12 protein-coding genes are annotated in these 12,176 nt (G+C 67.6%); 7 read left to right on the top strand and 5 right to left on the bottom strand.

Annotation, left to right across the window (positions count from 1 at the left end):
• Positions 1–57: 57 nt before the first annotated feature.
• The 4 genes from gcl to lysM all read left to right on the top strand — a co-directional run bounded on the left by gcl (position 58) and on the right by lysM (position 4,562).
• The gene (gene gcl / locus HWX22_RS21290) at positions 58–1,833 is read left to right on the top strand and encodes a glyoxylate carboligase (protein ID WP_175916346.1); all 1,776 of its coding nucleotides are present in this window, start codon (positions 58–60) and stop codon (positions 1,831–1,833) included.
• A 44-nt stretch (positions 1,834–1,877) separates the two neighbouring features.
• Positions 1,878–2,687, top strand: coding sequence for a hydroxypyruvate isomerase (gene hyi / locus HWX22_RS21285; RefSeq protein ID WP_175916345.1), 810 nt, complete (start codon positions 1,878–1,880; stop codon positions 2,685–2,687).
• 54 nt (positions 2,688–2,741) lie between these two features.
• Complete coding sequence (locus HWX22_RS21280) at positions 2,742–3,635, top strand: 2-hydroxy-3-oxopropionate reductase (protein WP_059693297.1); 894 nt, start codon at positions 2,742–2,744, stop codon at positions 3,633–3,635.
• Between the two features lie 456 nt (positions 3,636–4,091).
• Positions 4,092–4,562: a peptidoglycan-binding protein LysM gene (gene lysM, locus HWX22_RS21275; RefSeq protein ID WP_021162125.1), complete on the top strand. Its 471-nt coding sequence runs from the start codon at positions 4,092–4,094 to the stop codon at positions 4,560–4,562.
• Between the two features lie 83 nt (positions 4,563–4,645).
• Here the strand turns inward: lysM and HWX22_RS21270 are convergent, their stop codons facing one another.
• Entirely contained in the window at positions 4,646–5,668 is a 1,023-nt protein-coding gene (locus HWX22_RS21270; RefSeq protein ID WP_175916344.1) for an asparaginase, read from the bottom strand.
• Positions 5,669–5,939: 271 nt separating this feature from the next.
• On the opposite strand from HWX22_RS21270, the gene HWX22_RS21265 reads away from it, so the two are divergent.
• The 3 genes from HWX22_RS21265 (at position 5,940) to HWX22_RS21255 (ending at position 7,823) form a co-directional block, all read left to right on the top strand.
• Positions 5,940–6,230 (top strand): PsiF family protein, encoded by a 291-nt coding sequence (locus HWX22_RS21265; RefSeq protein ID WP_044843641.1) that lies wholly within the window; start codon positions 5,940–5,942, stop codon positions 6,228–6,230.
• Positions 6,231–6,547: 317 nt separating this feature from the next.
• Complete coding sequence (locus tag HWX22_RS21260) at positions 6,548–7,009, top strand: hypothetical protein (RefSeq protein WP_059464355.1); 462 nt, start codon at positions 6,548–6,550, stop codon at positions 7,007–7,009.
• A 226-nt stretch (positions 7,010–7,235) separates the two neighbouring features.
• On the top strand, positions 7,236–7,823 hold the full coding sequence (locus tag HWX22_RS21255; protein ID WP_059817611.1) for a YSC84-related protein: 588 nt from the start codon (positions 7,236–7,238) through the stop codon (positions 7,821–7,823).
• A gap of 99 nt (positions 7,824–7,922) precedes the next feature.
• Here HWX22_RS21255 and HWX22_RS21250 read toward each other — a convergent pair whose 3' ends face one another.
• The 4 genes from HWX22_RS21250 to HWX22_RS21235 all read right to left on the bottom strand — a co-directional run bounded on the left by HWX22_RS21250 (position 7,923) and on the right by HWX22_RS21235 (position 12,107).
• Positions 7,923–8,987, bottom strand: a complete 1,065-nt coding sequence (locus HWX22_RS21250; RefSeq protein ID WP_175916343.1) for a glycosyltransferase family 4 protein — start codon at positions 8,985–8,987, stop codon at positions 7,923–7,925.
• 285 nt (positions 8,988–9,272) lie between these two features.
• Entirely contained in the window at positions 9,273–10,448 is a 1,176-nt protein-coding gene (locus HWX22_RS21245) for an AAA family ATPase (protein WP_059817612.1), read from the bottom strand.
• A gap of 33 nt (positions 10,449–10,481) precedes the next feature.
• Complete coding sequence (locus HWX22_RS21240) at positions 10,482–11,654, bottom strand: mechanosensitive ion channel domain-containing protein (RefSeq protein WP_059529770.1); 1,173 nt, start codon at positions 11,652–11,654, stop codon at positions 10,482–10,484.
• A gap of 96 nt (positions 11,655–11,750) precedes the next feature.
• The gene (locus tag HWX22_RS21235) at positions 11,751–12,107 is read right to left on the bottom strand and encodes a Rap1a/Tai family immunity protein (protein ID WP_006755340.1); all 357 of its coding nucleotides are present in this window, start codon (positions 12,105–12,107) and stop codon (positions 11,751–11,753) included.
• Positions 12,108–12,176 lie beyond the last annotated feature (69 nt).

Here is a 12,176-nt window from a genome sequence, read left to right as displayed (position 1 = left end):
CCCTAAAGTGTTCCCAACAGACCGATTCGCAAGATCCGCACATTCAAGGAGACATTCATGGCCAAGATGAGAGCCGTCGACGCAGCCGTACTCGTGCTCGAGAAGGAAGGCATCCAGACCGCATTCGGCGTGCCGGGCGCGGCAATCAACCCGTTCTATTCCGCGATGCGCAAGTCGGGCGGCATCAGCCACGTGCTGGCCCGCCACGTCGAGGGTGCGTCGCACATGGCCGAAGGCTTCACGCGCGCCGCGCCGGGCAACATCGGCGTGTGCATCGGCACGTCGGGCCCCGCCGGCACCGACATGATCACCGGCCTCTACTCCGCATCGGCCGACTCGATTCCGATCCTCGCGATCACGGGCCAGGCACCGCGTGCGCGCCTGTACAAGGAAGACTTCCAGGCCGTCGACATCGAGTCGATCGCGAAGCCCGTCACCAAATGGGCCATCACCGTGCGCGAGCCGGCGCTGGTGCCGCGCGTGTTCCAGCAGGCGTTCCATCTGATGCGCTCGGGCCGCCCGGGCCCGGTGCTGGTCGACCTGCCGATCGACGTACAGCTCGCCGAAATCGAATTCGACATCGACACGTACGAACCGCTGCCGGTCTACAAGCCCGCGGCGACCCGCGCGCAGATCGAGAAGGCGCTCGCGATGCTCAACGACGCTGACAAGCCGCTGATCGTGTCGGGCGGCGGCGTGCTCAACGCGGCGGCCGAAGACCTGCTCGTCCAGTTCGCCGAAACGATCGGCGTGCCCGTAATCCCGACGCTGATGTCGTGGGGCGCGATTCCGGACGACCACCCGCTGATGGCTGGCATGGTCGGCCTGCAGACGTCGCACCGCTACGGCAACGCGACGATGCTCGCGTCCGACTTCGTGCTCGGCATCGGCAACCGCTGGGCGAACCGCCACACGGGCAGCGTCGAGGTCTACACGAAGGGCCGCAAGTTCGTGCACGTCGACATCGAGCCGACCCAGATCGGCCGCGTGTTCGGCCCGGATCTCGGCATCGTGTCGGATGCGAAGGCCGCGCTGGAGCTGTTCGTCGCCGTCGCGCAGGAATGGAAGGCCGCCGGCAAGCTGAAGGACCGCAGCGCGTGGGTGTCCGAGTGCCAGGAACGCAAGCGCACGCTGCAGCGCAAGACCCACTTCGACAACGTGCCGGTCAAGCCGCAGCGCGTGTACGAAGAAATGAACAAGGTGTTCGGCCGCGACACGTGCTACGTCAGCACGATCGGCCTGTCGCAGATCGCCGCCGCGCAGTTCCTGCACGTGTTCAAGGCGCGCAACTGGATCAATTGCGGCCAGGCCGGCCCGCTCGGCTGGACGATCCCCGCCGCGCTCGGCGTGCGTGCGGCCGACCCGCGCCGTCCGATCGTCGCGCTGTCGGGCGACTACGACTTCCAGTTCATGATCGAGGAGCTGGCCGCCGGCGCGCAATTCAAGCTGCCGTACGTGCACGTCGTCGTGAACAACTCGTACCTCGGCCTGATTCGCCAGGCGCAGCGTGCGTTCGACATGGACTACTGCGTGCAGCTCGCGTTCGACAACGTCAACGCACCGGAGCTGAACGGCTATGGCGTCGATCACGTGGCGGTCGCCGAAGGCCTCGGCTGCAAGGCGCTGCGCGTGTTCAAGCCGGAGGAGATCGAACCGGCGCTGAAGCAGGCGCAGGCGCTCGCGGAAGAGTTCAGCGTGCCGGTCGTCGTCGAAGTGATCCTCGAGCGCGTGACGAACATCTCGATGGGCACCGAAATCGACGCGATCAACGAGTTCGAGGAACTCGCCGAGAAGGCCGAACACGCGCCGACCGCGATCTCGATGCTCGACTGATCCGCACGACATTTTTTGACTGACCGACCGAAGAGGCTTAGCTCATGCCGAAGTTTGCTGCAAACCTGACCATGCTGTTCAACGAAGTGCCGTTCCTCGACCGCTTCAAGGCGGCCGCGGACGCGGGCTTCGACGCCGTCGAGTTCCTGTTCCCGTACCCGTACGCGAAAGAGGAGCTCGCCGAACGGCTCGAGACGCACCGCCTGCGCCTCGTGCTGCACAACCTGCCCGCCGGCAACTGGGACCAGGGCGAGCGCGGCATCGCGTGCCTGCCCGATCGCGTCGGCGAGTTCCAGGAAGGGGTTGGCCGTGCGATCGAGTACGCGAAGGCGCTGAAGGTGCCGCAGCTGAACTGCCTCGTCGGCATTCCGTCGGCGAGCACGGCGCGCGACAAGACGTTCGTCACGATCGTCGATAACCTGCGCTTCGCCGCCGACGCGCTGAAGCGCGAAGGCATCCGCCTGCTGGTCGAGCCGTGCAACAGCTTCGACATCCCCGGTTTCGCGCTGAACCGCTCGTCCGAAGGGCTCGACGTGATCCGCGCGGTCGGCTCGGACAACCTGTTCCTGCAGTACGACATCTATCACATGCAGCGCATGGAAGGCGAACTGGCCGCGACGATCGAACGCAACCTCGCATTGATCGGCCACGTCCAGCTCGCGGACAACCCGGGCCGCAACGAGCCGGGTACGGGCGAGATCAATTACGCGTTCCTGTTCGCGCTGCTCGACCGGCTCGGCTACGCCGGCTACGTCGGCTGCGAATACAAGCCCCGCACCACCACGACGGAAGGGCTCGGCTGGCTGCAAAGCGTCGCCGGCTGCGCACCGGGCTCGGCGCGTCGCGCCGCCTGAGATCCGCCCTTCCCGCGGCTTTCCCACATACGCCCCAATAGGAGACTTTCACACATGGCAACCATCGGTTTCATCGGCCTCGGCATCATGGGCGCGCACATGGCGCGCAACCTGCTCAAGGGCGATCATCAGCTCGTCGTGAACGGTGCGTTCCCGATTCCCGACGACCTGCGCGCCAGCGCGAAGGTCGTCGCGAACTCGACCGAAGTCGCGCAGAACGCCGACATCATCATCTCGATGGTGCCGGACACGCCCGACGTGCGTAACGTGCTGTTCGCCGACGACGGCGTCGCGAAGGGTCTGACGGCCGGCAAGCTCGTGATCGACATGAGCTCGATCTCGCCGCTCGACACGCAGGAATTCGCGAAGCAGATCAATGCGCTCGGCTGCGACTACCTCGACGCGCCGGTGTCCGGCGGCGAAGTCGGCGCCCGCGAAGCGACGCTGACGATCATGGTCGGCGGCCCGGAGAAAGCCTTCGAGCGCGCGAAGCCGCTGTTCGAGAAGATGGGCAAGAACATCACGCTCGTCGGCGACAACGGCGCGGGCCAGACCTGCAAGGTCGCGAACCAGATCATCGTCGCGCTGAACATCGAAGCGGTCGGCGAAGCGCTGCTGTTCGCCGCCCGCTCGGGCGCCGATCCGGAGCGCGTGCGCCAGGCGCTGATGGGCGGCTTCGCCGCGTCGCGCATCCTCGAAGTGCACGGCGCGCGCATGACGAAGCGCACGTTCGATCCGGGCTTCCGCATCGAGCTGCACCAGAAGGACCTGAACCTCGCGCTCGACGGCGCACGCAAGCTCGGCCTCGCGCTGCCGCACACGGCGAGCGCGCAGCAGCTGTTCAGCGTGTGCGCATCGCACGGCGGCAAGGCGTGGGATCACTCGGCACTCGTGCGTGCGCTCGAGATCATGTCGAACTTCGAGATCGGCCAGACGCCGGCCGCGTAACGCCGACGCAACGACGCGCGTATCGCTGCAACGGCGAACGCGTGACGCACACACGCGATCCGGCTACGGCCGGTCGCATCGATGCGCGCCTGCGCGTGCATCACGATGGGGCGCCCCGCCGCGCATTGCTGAAATGCGTGCATGGCGGGGCGAAAAACGCCGCTCTGGGCTGAGAGCGGCGTGGTGGGGTCCGCAGCGGCACCCGGCGACGCCGGGGAAGCCTTGGTCGGTCAGACGTCGTCGTCGGGTGTCCGCCTGTCGGATTTCGCGTATTACACTTCTTTACGTTCGGGCGTGCGATTTTTCATGCAATCGTCGCGATGAACGCCTACACTTTCGCCACGCCTTTCGAGAAATCCGCCGCGCCTGCGCTCACTCCGGTGATCGCGCCCAGCGCGGTGTTTTTTTCGCCACTTCACGGCGCGTTTTCTTTTCAACCACCTAGGGAGTGCAGCGATGGGTCTTCTTTCGTTTATCAAAGAGGCGGGTGAAAAACTGCTGGGTCACGCCGATGCGCAAGCAGCGGAAGATCCGAATGCCGCGAACCAGACCGCGGCCGATGCGATCAAGAACTACATCAACACGCAAGGTCTCGACACGTCGAACCTGACGGTCGCGTTCGACGGCGCATCGCGCACCGTCACGCTGTCGGGCAGCGTCGCCGACCTCGACACGAAGGCGAAGGTCAAGGTCGCGGCCGGCAACGTGCAAGGCGTCGCGGGTGTCAACGACGACGATCTGCAGCCGGACGATCCGGAAGTTCAGTACCACGACGTGAAGCCGGGCGACACGCTGTCGGCGATCGCCAAGGAAGTGTACGGCGACGCGAACAAGTACCCGGCGATCTTCGAGGCGAACAAGCCGATGCTGTCGAGCCCCGACCGGATCTATCCGGGCCAGAAGCTCGTGATTCCGCCGCAGTCCTGAGCATTCGCGCAGCACTGACGCAAAAAAGGCAGGCCATCGGCCTGCCTTTTTTTCATGCGCGCCGCCCGATCGGCGGCCAGCGGTCACAGCGTGTCGAATGCGCGTTGCAGCGCGTCGCGCCCGATCATGCCGTTCGCGAGCGCGAGCATCAGCAGCACGCGTGCCTTGAACGGGCTCAGCGACCCGGCGCTCACGAAACCGAGCGCGTCGTCGTTCGCGGCGCCGTTGCGCATCACGTGCCCCGAGCCGACGCGCGACGCACGCACCACGGCGACACCCGCTTTCGCCGCATCGGCGAGCGCCGCCTGCAGCGTCGCGTGGATCGACCCGTTGCCGGTGCCCGCGACGACGAGGCCGCGCACGCCGGCCGCGACGAGCGCGTCGACGGCCGTGCGCGTCACGCCCGCATAGCTCGCGACGACTTCGACCGGCGGCCACGTGGCCGCGATCGCCAGGTGGGCATCGCGCGAACGCGTCACGCGGCGCGCGAATTCGACGCGGCCGTCCTGCACCCAGCCGAGCGCGCCCAGTTCCGGCGACTGGAATGCGTCGACCGCGTAAGTGCTCGTCTTCACGACGTCGCGCGCGCCGTGGATCCGGTTGTTGAACGCGACGAGCACGCCCTGCCCGCGCGCGGCCGGGTGAGCGGCGACCGTCACCGCGTTCAGCAGGTTCAGCGGCCCGTCGGACGACAGCGCGGTGGCCGGCCGCATCGCGGCCGTCAGCACGACCGGCTTGTCGCCGGTCACGACCAGATGCAGCGCGTACGCGGTTTCCTCGAGCGTGTCGGTACCGTGGGTGATCACGATGCCGTCGATCGCCGGATCGGCCATCAGCGCGTCGATGCGCGCGGCGAGCGTATTCCACAGCGGCAGCGCGAGATCCTTGCTGTCGATGCTGGCGACCTGCTCGGCATCGATGCGCGCGACCGACGCGAGCGCCGGCACCGCGTCGAGCAGGAAATTGACGCCGAGCGCGCCGGCCTGATAGCCGGCCGTGCTGGCGGCGTCCGGCGCGGCGCCGGCGATCGTGCCTCCGGTGGCGAGTACGGCGATGCGCGGCAGCGCCGGCGCGGACGAAGAAGTTGCGGAGTTCGGAGTATTCATGGCCGCGATTGTAATGGCTCGCGGCGGGCATCCGGTAGGTCACGTGCGCGAGACCGGAGCCGAACGCGTCGCGTCATGGTTTGTCCCGATCGCCGGCGAGCGCACGCCGTCAACGGCCACGCCGCCCGCCGCGTTATAGGAATGCCGTTTTGGTGTTTTCACATTGATTTGCCATAATCGGAGCGCGCGGCGCGATGTGACCCTGTTCCGTTGCGCCGGGCTTCGTGACGGCGTCGATATAAAACGCAATTCACCCCATGGGAGTGTCGAAATGAAAATCCAATCGCTCGTAGCCGCAGTGCTTCTCGGCGGCATGCTGGCTTCCCCCGCTTTCGCGGCGAACAGCCAGCAGGACAAGATGAAGGCCTGTAACACCCAGGCCGCCGGCAAGACGGGCGACGAACGCAAGGCGTTCATGAAGGACTGCCTGTCGGCCAAGCCCGCGAAGAAGATGTCGCAGCAGGAAAAGATGAAGGCCTGCAACACCCAGGCCGCCGACAAGAAGGGCGACGACCGCAAGGCGTTCATGAAGAGTTGCCTGAGCAGCCAGCCGGCCGCCTGAGTTCCGGCGCTCCCGCGCGAATGCCGCGCACCGCTTCGGCGGGCGCGGCATTTTTCTTTTCGTTGCATGCGCATCGACGCGCACGATGACGCCGGATGCGTCGCCGTGCCGTCCGGCCGACGGCATCGCCGCCGTCGCCATATGCTCCACCGCCCTCCCGCCGCACTCTCCCGCGAGCCGTACGAATGCCGCCACATGGTGCGGCAATTCGCCGCGATTTCTTCTATGATGGCTGCAACGCGGCCCACCCAAGTACAAGAAGCGCCATCGGGCCGCCCTCGAGACGGACGCGCACGCCGCGTCAAACGGAGGCATGGATGGCATGGAGACAACACCGCTGGTTCCGCCGCTGGCTGATCGTGATCGTGTTCTGGGCCGTGCCCGTCGCGATCGTCGCCGTGCGCGAGATCCGCGAGGAAATGGCGTACAACAAGGCCGACCTGCAGCTCGCGCTGACCACCTGGCAGCTCACCGATGCACAGCAGGCGGCAGGCGCCGCCGCGAAGTGCCACGGCGATCCTGACGCGGCGCGCGCCGCCGGCTGCCCGGCCGACGTGCTGGCCGCCAACGCGGCACGTCAGCAGGCTGCCCGGGACGAATACGTGGTGCGCCGCAATACGCTCGCCGGTTATCTGTGGCACGCATTCGTCGGCTACTGGGTCGTGCCGGCCGCGTTCCTGTTCGCGTGCGGGGTCGTGATCGCGCTGATCCGCCGCGCGCTGCGGCGCCCGCCGATCAAGCCGCCCGCCCCGCCGGCACCGCCCGTCACGCCGCACTGACGCGCAGCAACGCCCCCTTCCCTTTTCCTGCCGTCCCCGGCCGGCCGCGCGACGTATCGCCGTACGCGCGCCGGTCCGTTCGTTGGCGCGCCGCGACACCCCAAAACGATTTGACGCCTTTTCATGCACGAATGAAAAGGGGTTGTAATCCACTGTGATATAACTGCCGACGTGATCCGCTCCTTGAGCGAGACTCACTCCGAACATCACCCGATGGAGAAGAACGATGCAAAAACGGAACCTTGTGCTGAAAGCCGCCGCTGCGCTCATCGTCGGCAGCCTTGCGCTCACCGGTTGCACCACCACCCCCGACAAGCCCGACAATGCCGCGACCAACGCGTCGAAGCGTCAGGCGATCGACTCGAGCGTCGATGCAACGCTGTCGCGCATGTATTCCACGGTCAAGGGTTCGCGCGAACTCGTCGCGAAGTCGCGCGGCGTGCTCGTGTTCCCGGACGTGATCCAGGCAGGCTTCATCGTCGGCGGCCAGACGGGCAACGGCGCGCTGCGCGTCGGCGGCAGCACGGTCGGCTACTACAACACGTCGTCGCTGTCGGTCGGCCTGCAGGCCGGCGCGCAGTCGAAGGCGATCGTGTTCCTGTTCATGACGCAGGAAGCGCTCGACGAATTCCGCGGCTCGGATGGCTGGGCAGCCGGTGCCGGTGCATCGGTCGCGCTCGTGAAGATGGGCGCGAACGGCGCGGTCGACACGACCACGGCCACCGCGCCGGTCCAGGTCATCGTGCTGACCAATGCCGGCCTGATGGGCGATGTGTCGATCAACGGCACGAAGGTCTCGAAGCTGAAGATCTGACGCCGAGGCGTCCTCGCCCGTGCGCACCGCGCGCGGGCGATGTGCAAACGGCGATGTCCTTGCGGGCATCGCCGTTTTTTTATCCGCGCGCGTGACGCGTCAGGTCGTCGAATCGATCACCTTGAAGCGCGAGCGCTTCTGCGCGCGAATCAGCGACTGGTACACGTCGACATACTGCTGCGCCATCCGCCGCGACGTGAAACGCTCCTCGAAGCGCTGCCGCACGCGTGCGCGCGGCAGCAGGTGCAGCCGGTTCACGGCGGCCACCGCGCTGATCTCGTCTTCGACGATGAAGCCCGACACGCCTTCGTCCAGCACCTCCGGCACCGCGCCGCGATTGAACGCGATCACCGGCGTGCCGCACGACATCGCCTCGATCATCACCAGCCCGAACGGCTCCGGCCAGTCGATCGGAAACAGCAGCGCATGCGCGCCCGACAGGAATTCGGCCTTCTGATGGTCGGCGATCTCGCCGATGTATTCGACGTGCGGGAGGGCGAACAGCGGCTTGATCTCGCGTTCGAAGTATTCCTGGTCCGCCGCGTCGATCTTCGCTGCGATCCGGATCGGCAGCCCGCACTGGCGTGCGATGCGGATCGCCGTGTCGACCCGCTTCTCCGGCGAGATCCGGCCGAGGAACGCGAGATAGCGCGGCTCGACGGGCTGCGGCAGGTACAGTGCGTCGGGCAGCCCGTGGTACACGGTCGTCAGCCATTTCGCCTGCGGCAGCGGCTGGCGCTGCGAATTCGAGATCGAGATCACCGGCGCGGTGTTGAACGTGTCGAACACCGGTTGCTGCTCCGGCAGGTCGAGCCGGCCGTGCAGCGTCGTCACGTACGGCGTGTCCTGCCGGTTGAAAACCGAAAACGAGTAGTAGTCCATGTGGAAATGGAGCACGTCGAAATCCTTCGCGCGGCGAGCGACCGTCTCCATCAGCAGCATGTGCGGAGCGACGCGATCGCGGATCGACGAGTCGAGCCGCAACGCGCGCGGCCACACCGGTTCGAGCTTGGCGCGGGTCGTCGAATCGCCGCTGGCGAACAGCGTCACGTCATGGCCGAGGTCGACGAGCGCCTCGGTGATGTAGGACACGACGCGTTCCGTGCCGCCGTACAGCTTCGGCGGCACGGATTCGGTCAGCGGGGCGATCTGGGCAATTCTCATGGTCCACGTCTCCTGTGTCCTCGGTCGGCCGGCACGGGGGGCAGATGCACACCGCGCTGCGTGCGGCATGCGGCCGGCATCGCGCCGGCCGAATATCCCATTATTATTCGCGATCCCGATGCCCGGAAGCATCGGGCTTTCATTTTATGGGCGTTGTTACAGACAGGATACATTCGCCCGCAGGCCGCCCATACCGCTTCGGGGTGGCCGGACCGGCGCGACGGGCATCCGGCGGCGGGCGACCGACGGCCTGTCGCCGGCGGGCCGCGCACACCGCCCCGCCCGTCAGCGCGACGGCCACTTCCACGGCGGCAGGTCGCGCGTATCCGCGTCGACGAGCACGGTCGCGCCGAGCTGCTTGTCGAGCACCAGCGACTCGCAGCCGGCCTCGCGTTCGAGCGTCGCGATGAGCCGCGCCGCGTGCGACACGACCAGCACCTGCGAACGTTGCGCGGCCTGCGCGATCAGGCGGCCGAGCGCCGGCAGCAGATCGGGGTGCAGGCTCGTCTCCGGTTCATTCAGCACCATCAGCGCGGGCGGCCGCGGCGTCAGCAGCGCGGCCGCGAGCAGCAGATAGCGCAGCGTGCCGTCCGACAGCTCGGCGGCCGACAATGGCCGAAGCAGCCCCGGCTGGCGCATCAGCACGTCGAAGCGGCCGCGGCCGCCCGGGTTGTCGATGTCGATCGAGGCGCCGGGAAACGCGTCGTCGATCGCCGCATCGAGCGCGGCGGCATCCCCGATTTCGCGAATCGTCTGCAGCGCGGCGGCCAGGTCCGCGCCGTCGTCCGCGAGCACCGGCGTGTGGGTGCCGATGTGCGACTGCCGGGCCGGCGCCTGCGCATCCGTGCGGAAATGGTCGTAGAAGCGCCACGACCGGATCCGCTCGCGCACCGCGATCATCTCCGGCGCGCCGACCGGATCGGCGAACTCGGTCATCATGCTGTCGAAGCTCGCGACCGGCTGCGGCACCGTGTGCCAGTCGCCCGACCCGGTGCGCGCGCGAATCTGCGCGCCCTGCCGGTCGACCAGCAGTGTCGACGGGCGCAGCAGCGCGCCGCCCCAGATGCATTCGCGCTTCACGACGGGATCGAGCGAGAACTGCGAACGACTCGGGACCGGCAGGCCGAGATCGATCGCATAACCGAAATCGTCGCCCGCGAAACCGAGCTTGAGGCTCACGGGCCCATTGCGCACCGTACCGGTCACTGGCATTTCGCCGCTCAGCATGGCGCGCGAAAAGCGCTCGGGGCCGGCCCACAGCGTCGACGGCAATCCGCCTTCGCGCGCGAGCGACGGAATCACGCGCCCCTGCGCCGTATCGGCGAGCAGCCGCAGCGCGCGGTACACGCTCGACTTGCCGCTACCGTTCGGCCCCGTGACGACGGTGAGCGCCGCGAGCGGCACGATCAGCTCGCGCAGCGAGCGGTAGTTGGCGATGGCGAGCGTGTTCAGCGCGGTCATGGAAAGGAAATGGCGGCGGGTATCGGCACGCGTTCAGCGGCCTTCGGTGGCCTTCGGATCGGCCGCGGTGTTGGCCGCCGTGCTGGCGGCGGGCGGCCGCGCGTGCGGCCGTTCGGGGTTCGGCTCGTCCAGCGCCGCATCGTGCGGATACAGCTCCATCCGGCTGCGCGGCAGGCATTGCGGAAAACGCGCCTGCAGGTAGGCGATCAAGCCCTCGCGCACGCGACAGCGCAGATCCCAGCACGCCGACGAGTCGGCCGCGCTGACGAGCGCGCGCAACTGCATCGTGCGCTCGGTCGCGTCGGTCACCTGCAGCACCTGCACGCGGCCGTCCCACTCGGGCGCCGCATGGACGAGCCGCGCGAGTTCCTCGCGCAGCGGTGCGAGCGGCGTGCGGTAGTCGACCGACAGGTACACCGTGCCGATGATCTCCGAGCTGCTGCGCGTCCAGTTCGTGAACGGGTTTTCGATGATCCACTGCAGCGGAACGACGAGCCGGCGCTGGTCCCACAACCGCACCGACACGAACGAGCCCGTGATTTCCTCGATGCGGCCCCACTCGCCCTGGATCACGACGACGTCGTCGAGCCGGATCGGCTGCGTGAGCGCGATCTGCAGCCCGGCGATCAGGTTGCCGAGCACCGGCCGCGCGGCGATGCCGGCAACCAGCCCCGCGACGCCGGCCGACGCCAGCAGGCTCGCCCCGACCTGGCGCACGTTCGGGAACGTCATCAGCGCGGCGCCGGTGCCGATGATCACAATCAGCACCATGACGGTTCGCACGAGCACCTTGGCCTGCGTGTGGACGCGTCGTGCGTGGAGATTGTCGGCCGCGTCCATCGGATGGGCCTGGATGATCGCGTCGCCGACGCCGGCCGCGAGCCGCACCAGCAGCCAGGTCAGCGACACGATGGAGCCGACCGCGGCCGCGGTGCGCATCCCGCCCACGAACGACATGCCTTCGTCCGCCTGGATCCACAGGAACTCGAGCGCGAGCAGCGCGAGCGTGACGAGCGACGGTTTGTCGATGTAGCGCAGGATCACGCTCATCAACGGATACGGTTGCGCGATGCGCTTGACGATGCGTGCGCCGACACGGTGCACGATCACGACGACAAGCACGACGATGACCGACACGCCCAGCGTGCCGAGCCACGCATGCAATGGCGCATCGGCGATGCGCTGCAATTCCTCGATTGAAATCATCGGCGCCCGGGATGCTTCGGTTATGAGGCGCGGCGGCCTCGTCCTGGATGCGTCGGCGACGTCCGGGCAACGCGCGCGCCCGGCCGCGGCGTCAGATCAGCTGCCGCCCCTGCACGGGAACGCCTTGCCGAGACCGAGCGACACCGCGGTGCTCGCGTTGTAGTCGGCCAGCTTTGGGTTCTCCGCGATGTACTTGCGCACCGCATCGGTCATCTGCTGCGCCCGGATGTCGGGCGGCAGGCAGAAATACTGCCCGACGCGCGGCCCCGTGGTGCCGCCGATCGCGTCGATCGTGTTGTAGACGCCATCGGCGGCGCCTTCGATGTAGGCCGCGCACGACGCCCGCGACTTGACGTCCGTCTTCGCGCACAGCCGGTCGAGATCCGCGCCCGTGAAAGCCGCCGCCGACAACGGCACGGCGAACGCCGCGGCACAAAACATAGCCCGCAACATGGTGTTCCTTATGTCAATGCGGCCCGGGGGCCGCTTGCTGCGCTGACCGGCGCGGCGGCCGGACGCACG

Origin of the sequence: Burkholderia sp. BCC1638, from assembly GCF_902833195.1 — a bacterium.
GTDB lineage: Bacteria > Pseudomonadota > Gammaproteobacteria > Burkholderiales > Burkholderiaceae > Burkholderia > Burkholderia diffusa.
Note: the sequence above shows the minus strand (reverse complement) of the source record. Positions and strands in the feature narration are given on the sequence as shown.

Bases quoted from the DNA above. Each gene is read 5' to 3' on its own strand.
- HWX22_RS21270 (WP_175916344.1), bottom strand. From the start codon at position 5,668: ATGAATACTCCGAACTCCGCAACTTCTTCGTCCGCGCCGGCGCTGCCG.
- HWX22_RS21240 (WP_059529770.1), bottom strand. From the start codon at position 11,654: ATGATTTCAATCGAGGAATTGCAGCGCATCGCCGATGCGCCATTGCAT.
- lysM (WP_021162125.1), top strand. From the start codon at position 4,092: ATGGGTCTTCTTTCGTTTATCAAAGAGGCGGGTGAAAAACTGCTGGGT.
- HWX22_RS21245 (WP_059817612.1), bottom strand. From the start codon at position 10,448: ATGACCGCGCTGAACACGCTCGCCATCGCCAACTACCGCTCGCTGCGC.
- HWX22_RS21280 (WP_059693297.1), top strand. From the start codon at position 2,742: ATGGCAACCATCGGTTTCATCGGCCTCGGCATCATGGGCGCGCACATG.
- hyi (WP_175916345.1), top strand. From the start codon at position 1,878: ATGCCGAAGTTTGCTGCAAACCTGACCATGCTGTTCAACGAAGTGCCG.
- HWX22_RS21255 (WP_059817611.1), top strand. From the start codon at position 7,236: ATGCAAAAACGGAACCTTGTGCTGAAAGCCGCCGCTGCGCTCATCGTC.
- HWX22_RS21265 (WP_044843641.1), top strand. From the start codon at position 5,940: ATGAAAATCCAATCGCTCGTAGCCGCAGTGCTTCTCGGCGGCATGCTG.
- gcl (WP_175916346.1), top strand. From the start codon at position 58: ATGGCCAAGATGAGAGCCGTCGACGCAGCCGTACTCGTGCTCGAGAAG.
- HWX22_RS21250 (WP_175916343.1), bottom strand. From the start codon at position 8,987: ATGAGAATTGCCCAGATCGCCCCGCTGACCGAATCCGTGCCGCCGAAG.
- HWX22_RS21235 (WP_006755340.1), bottom strand. From the start codon at position 12,107: ATGTTGCGGGCTATGTTTTGTGCCGCGGCGTTCGCCGTGCCGTTGTCG.
- HWX22_RS21260 (WP_059464355.1), top strand. From the start codon at position 6,548: ATGGCATGGAGACAACACCGCTGGTTCCGCCGCTGGCTGATCGTGATC.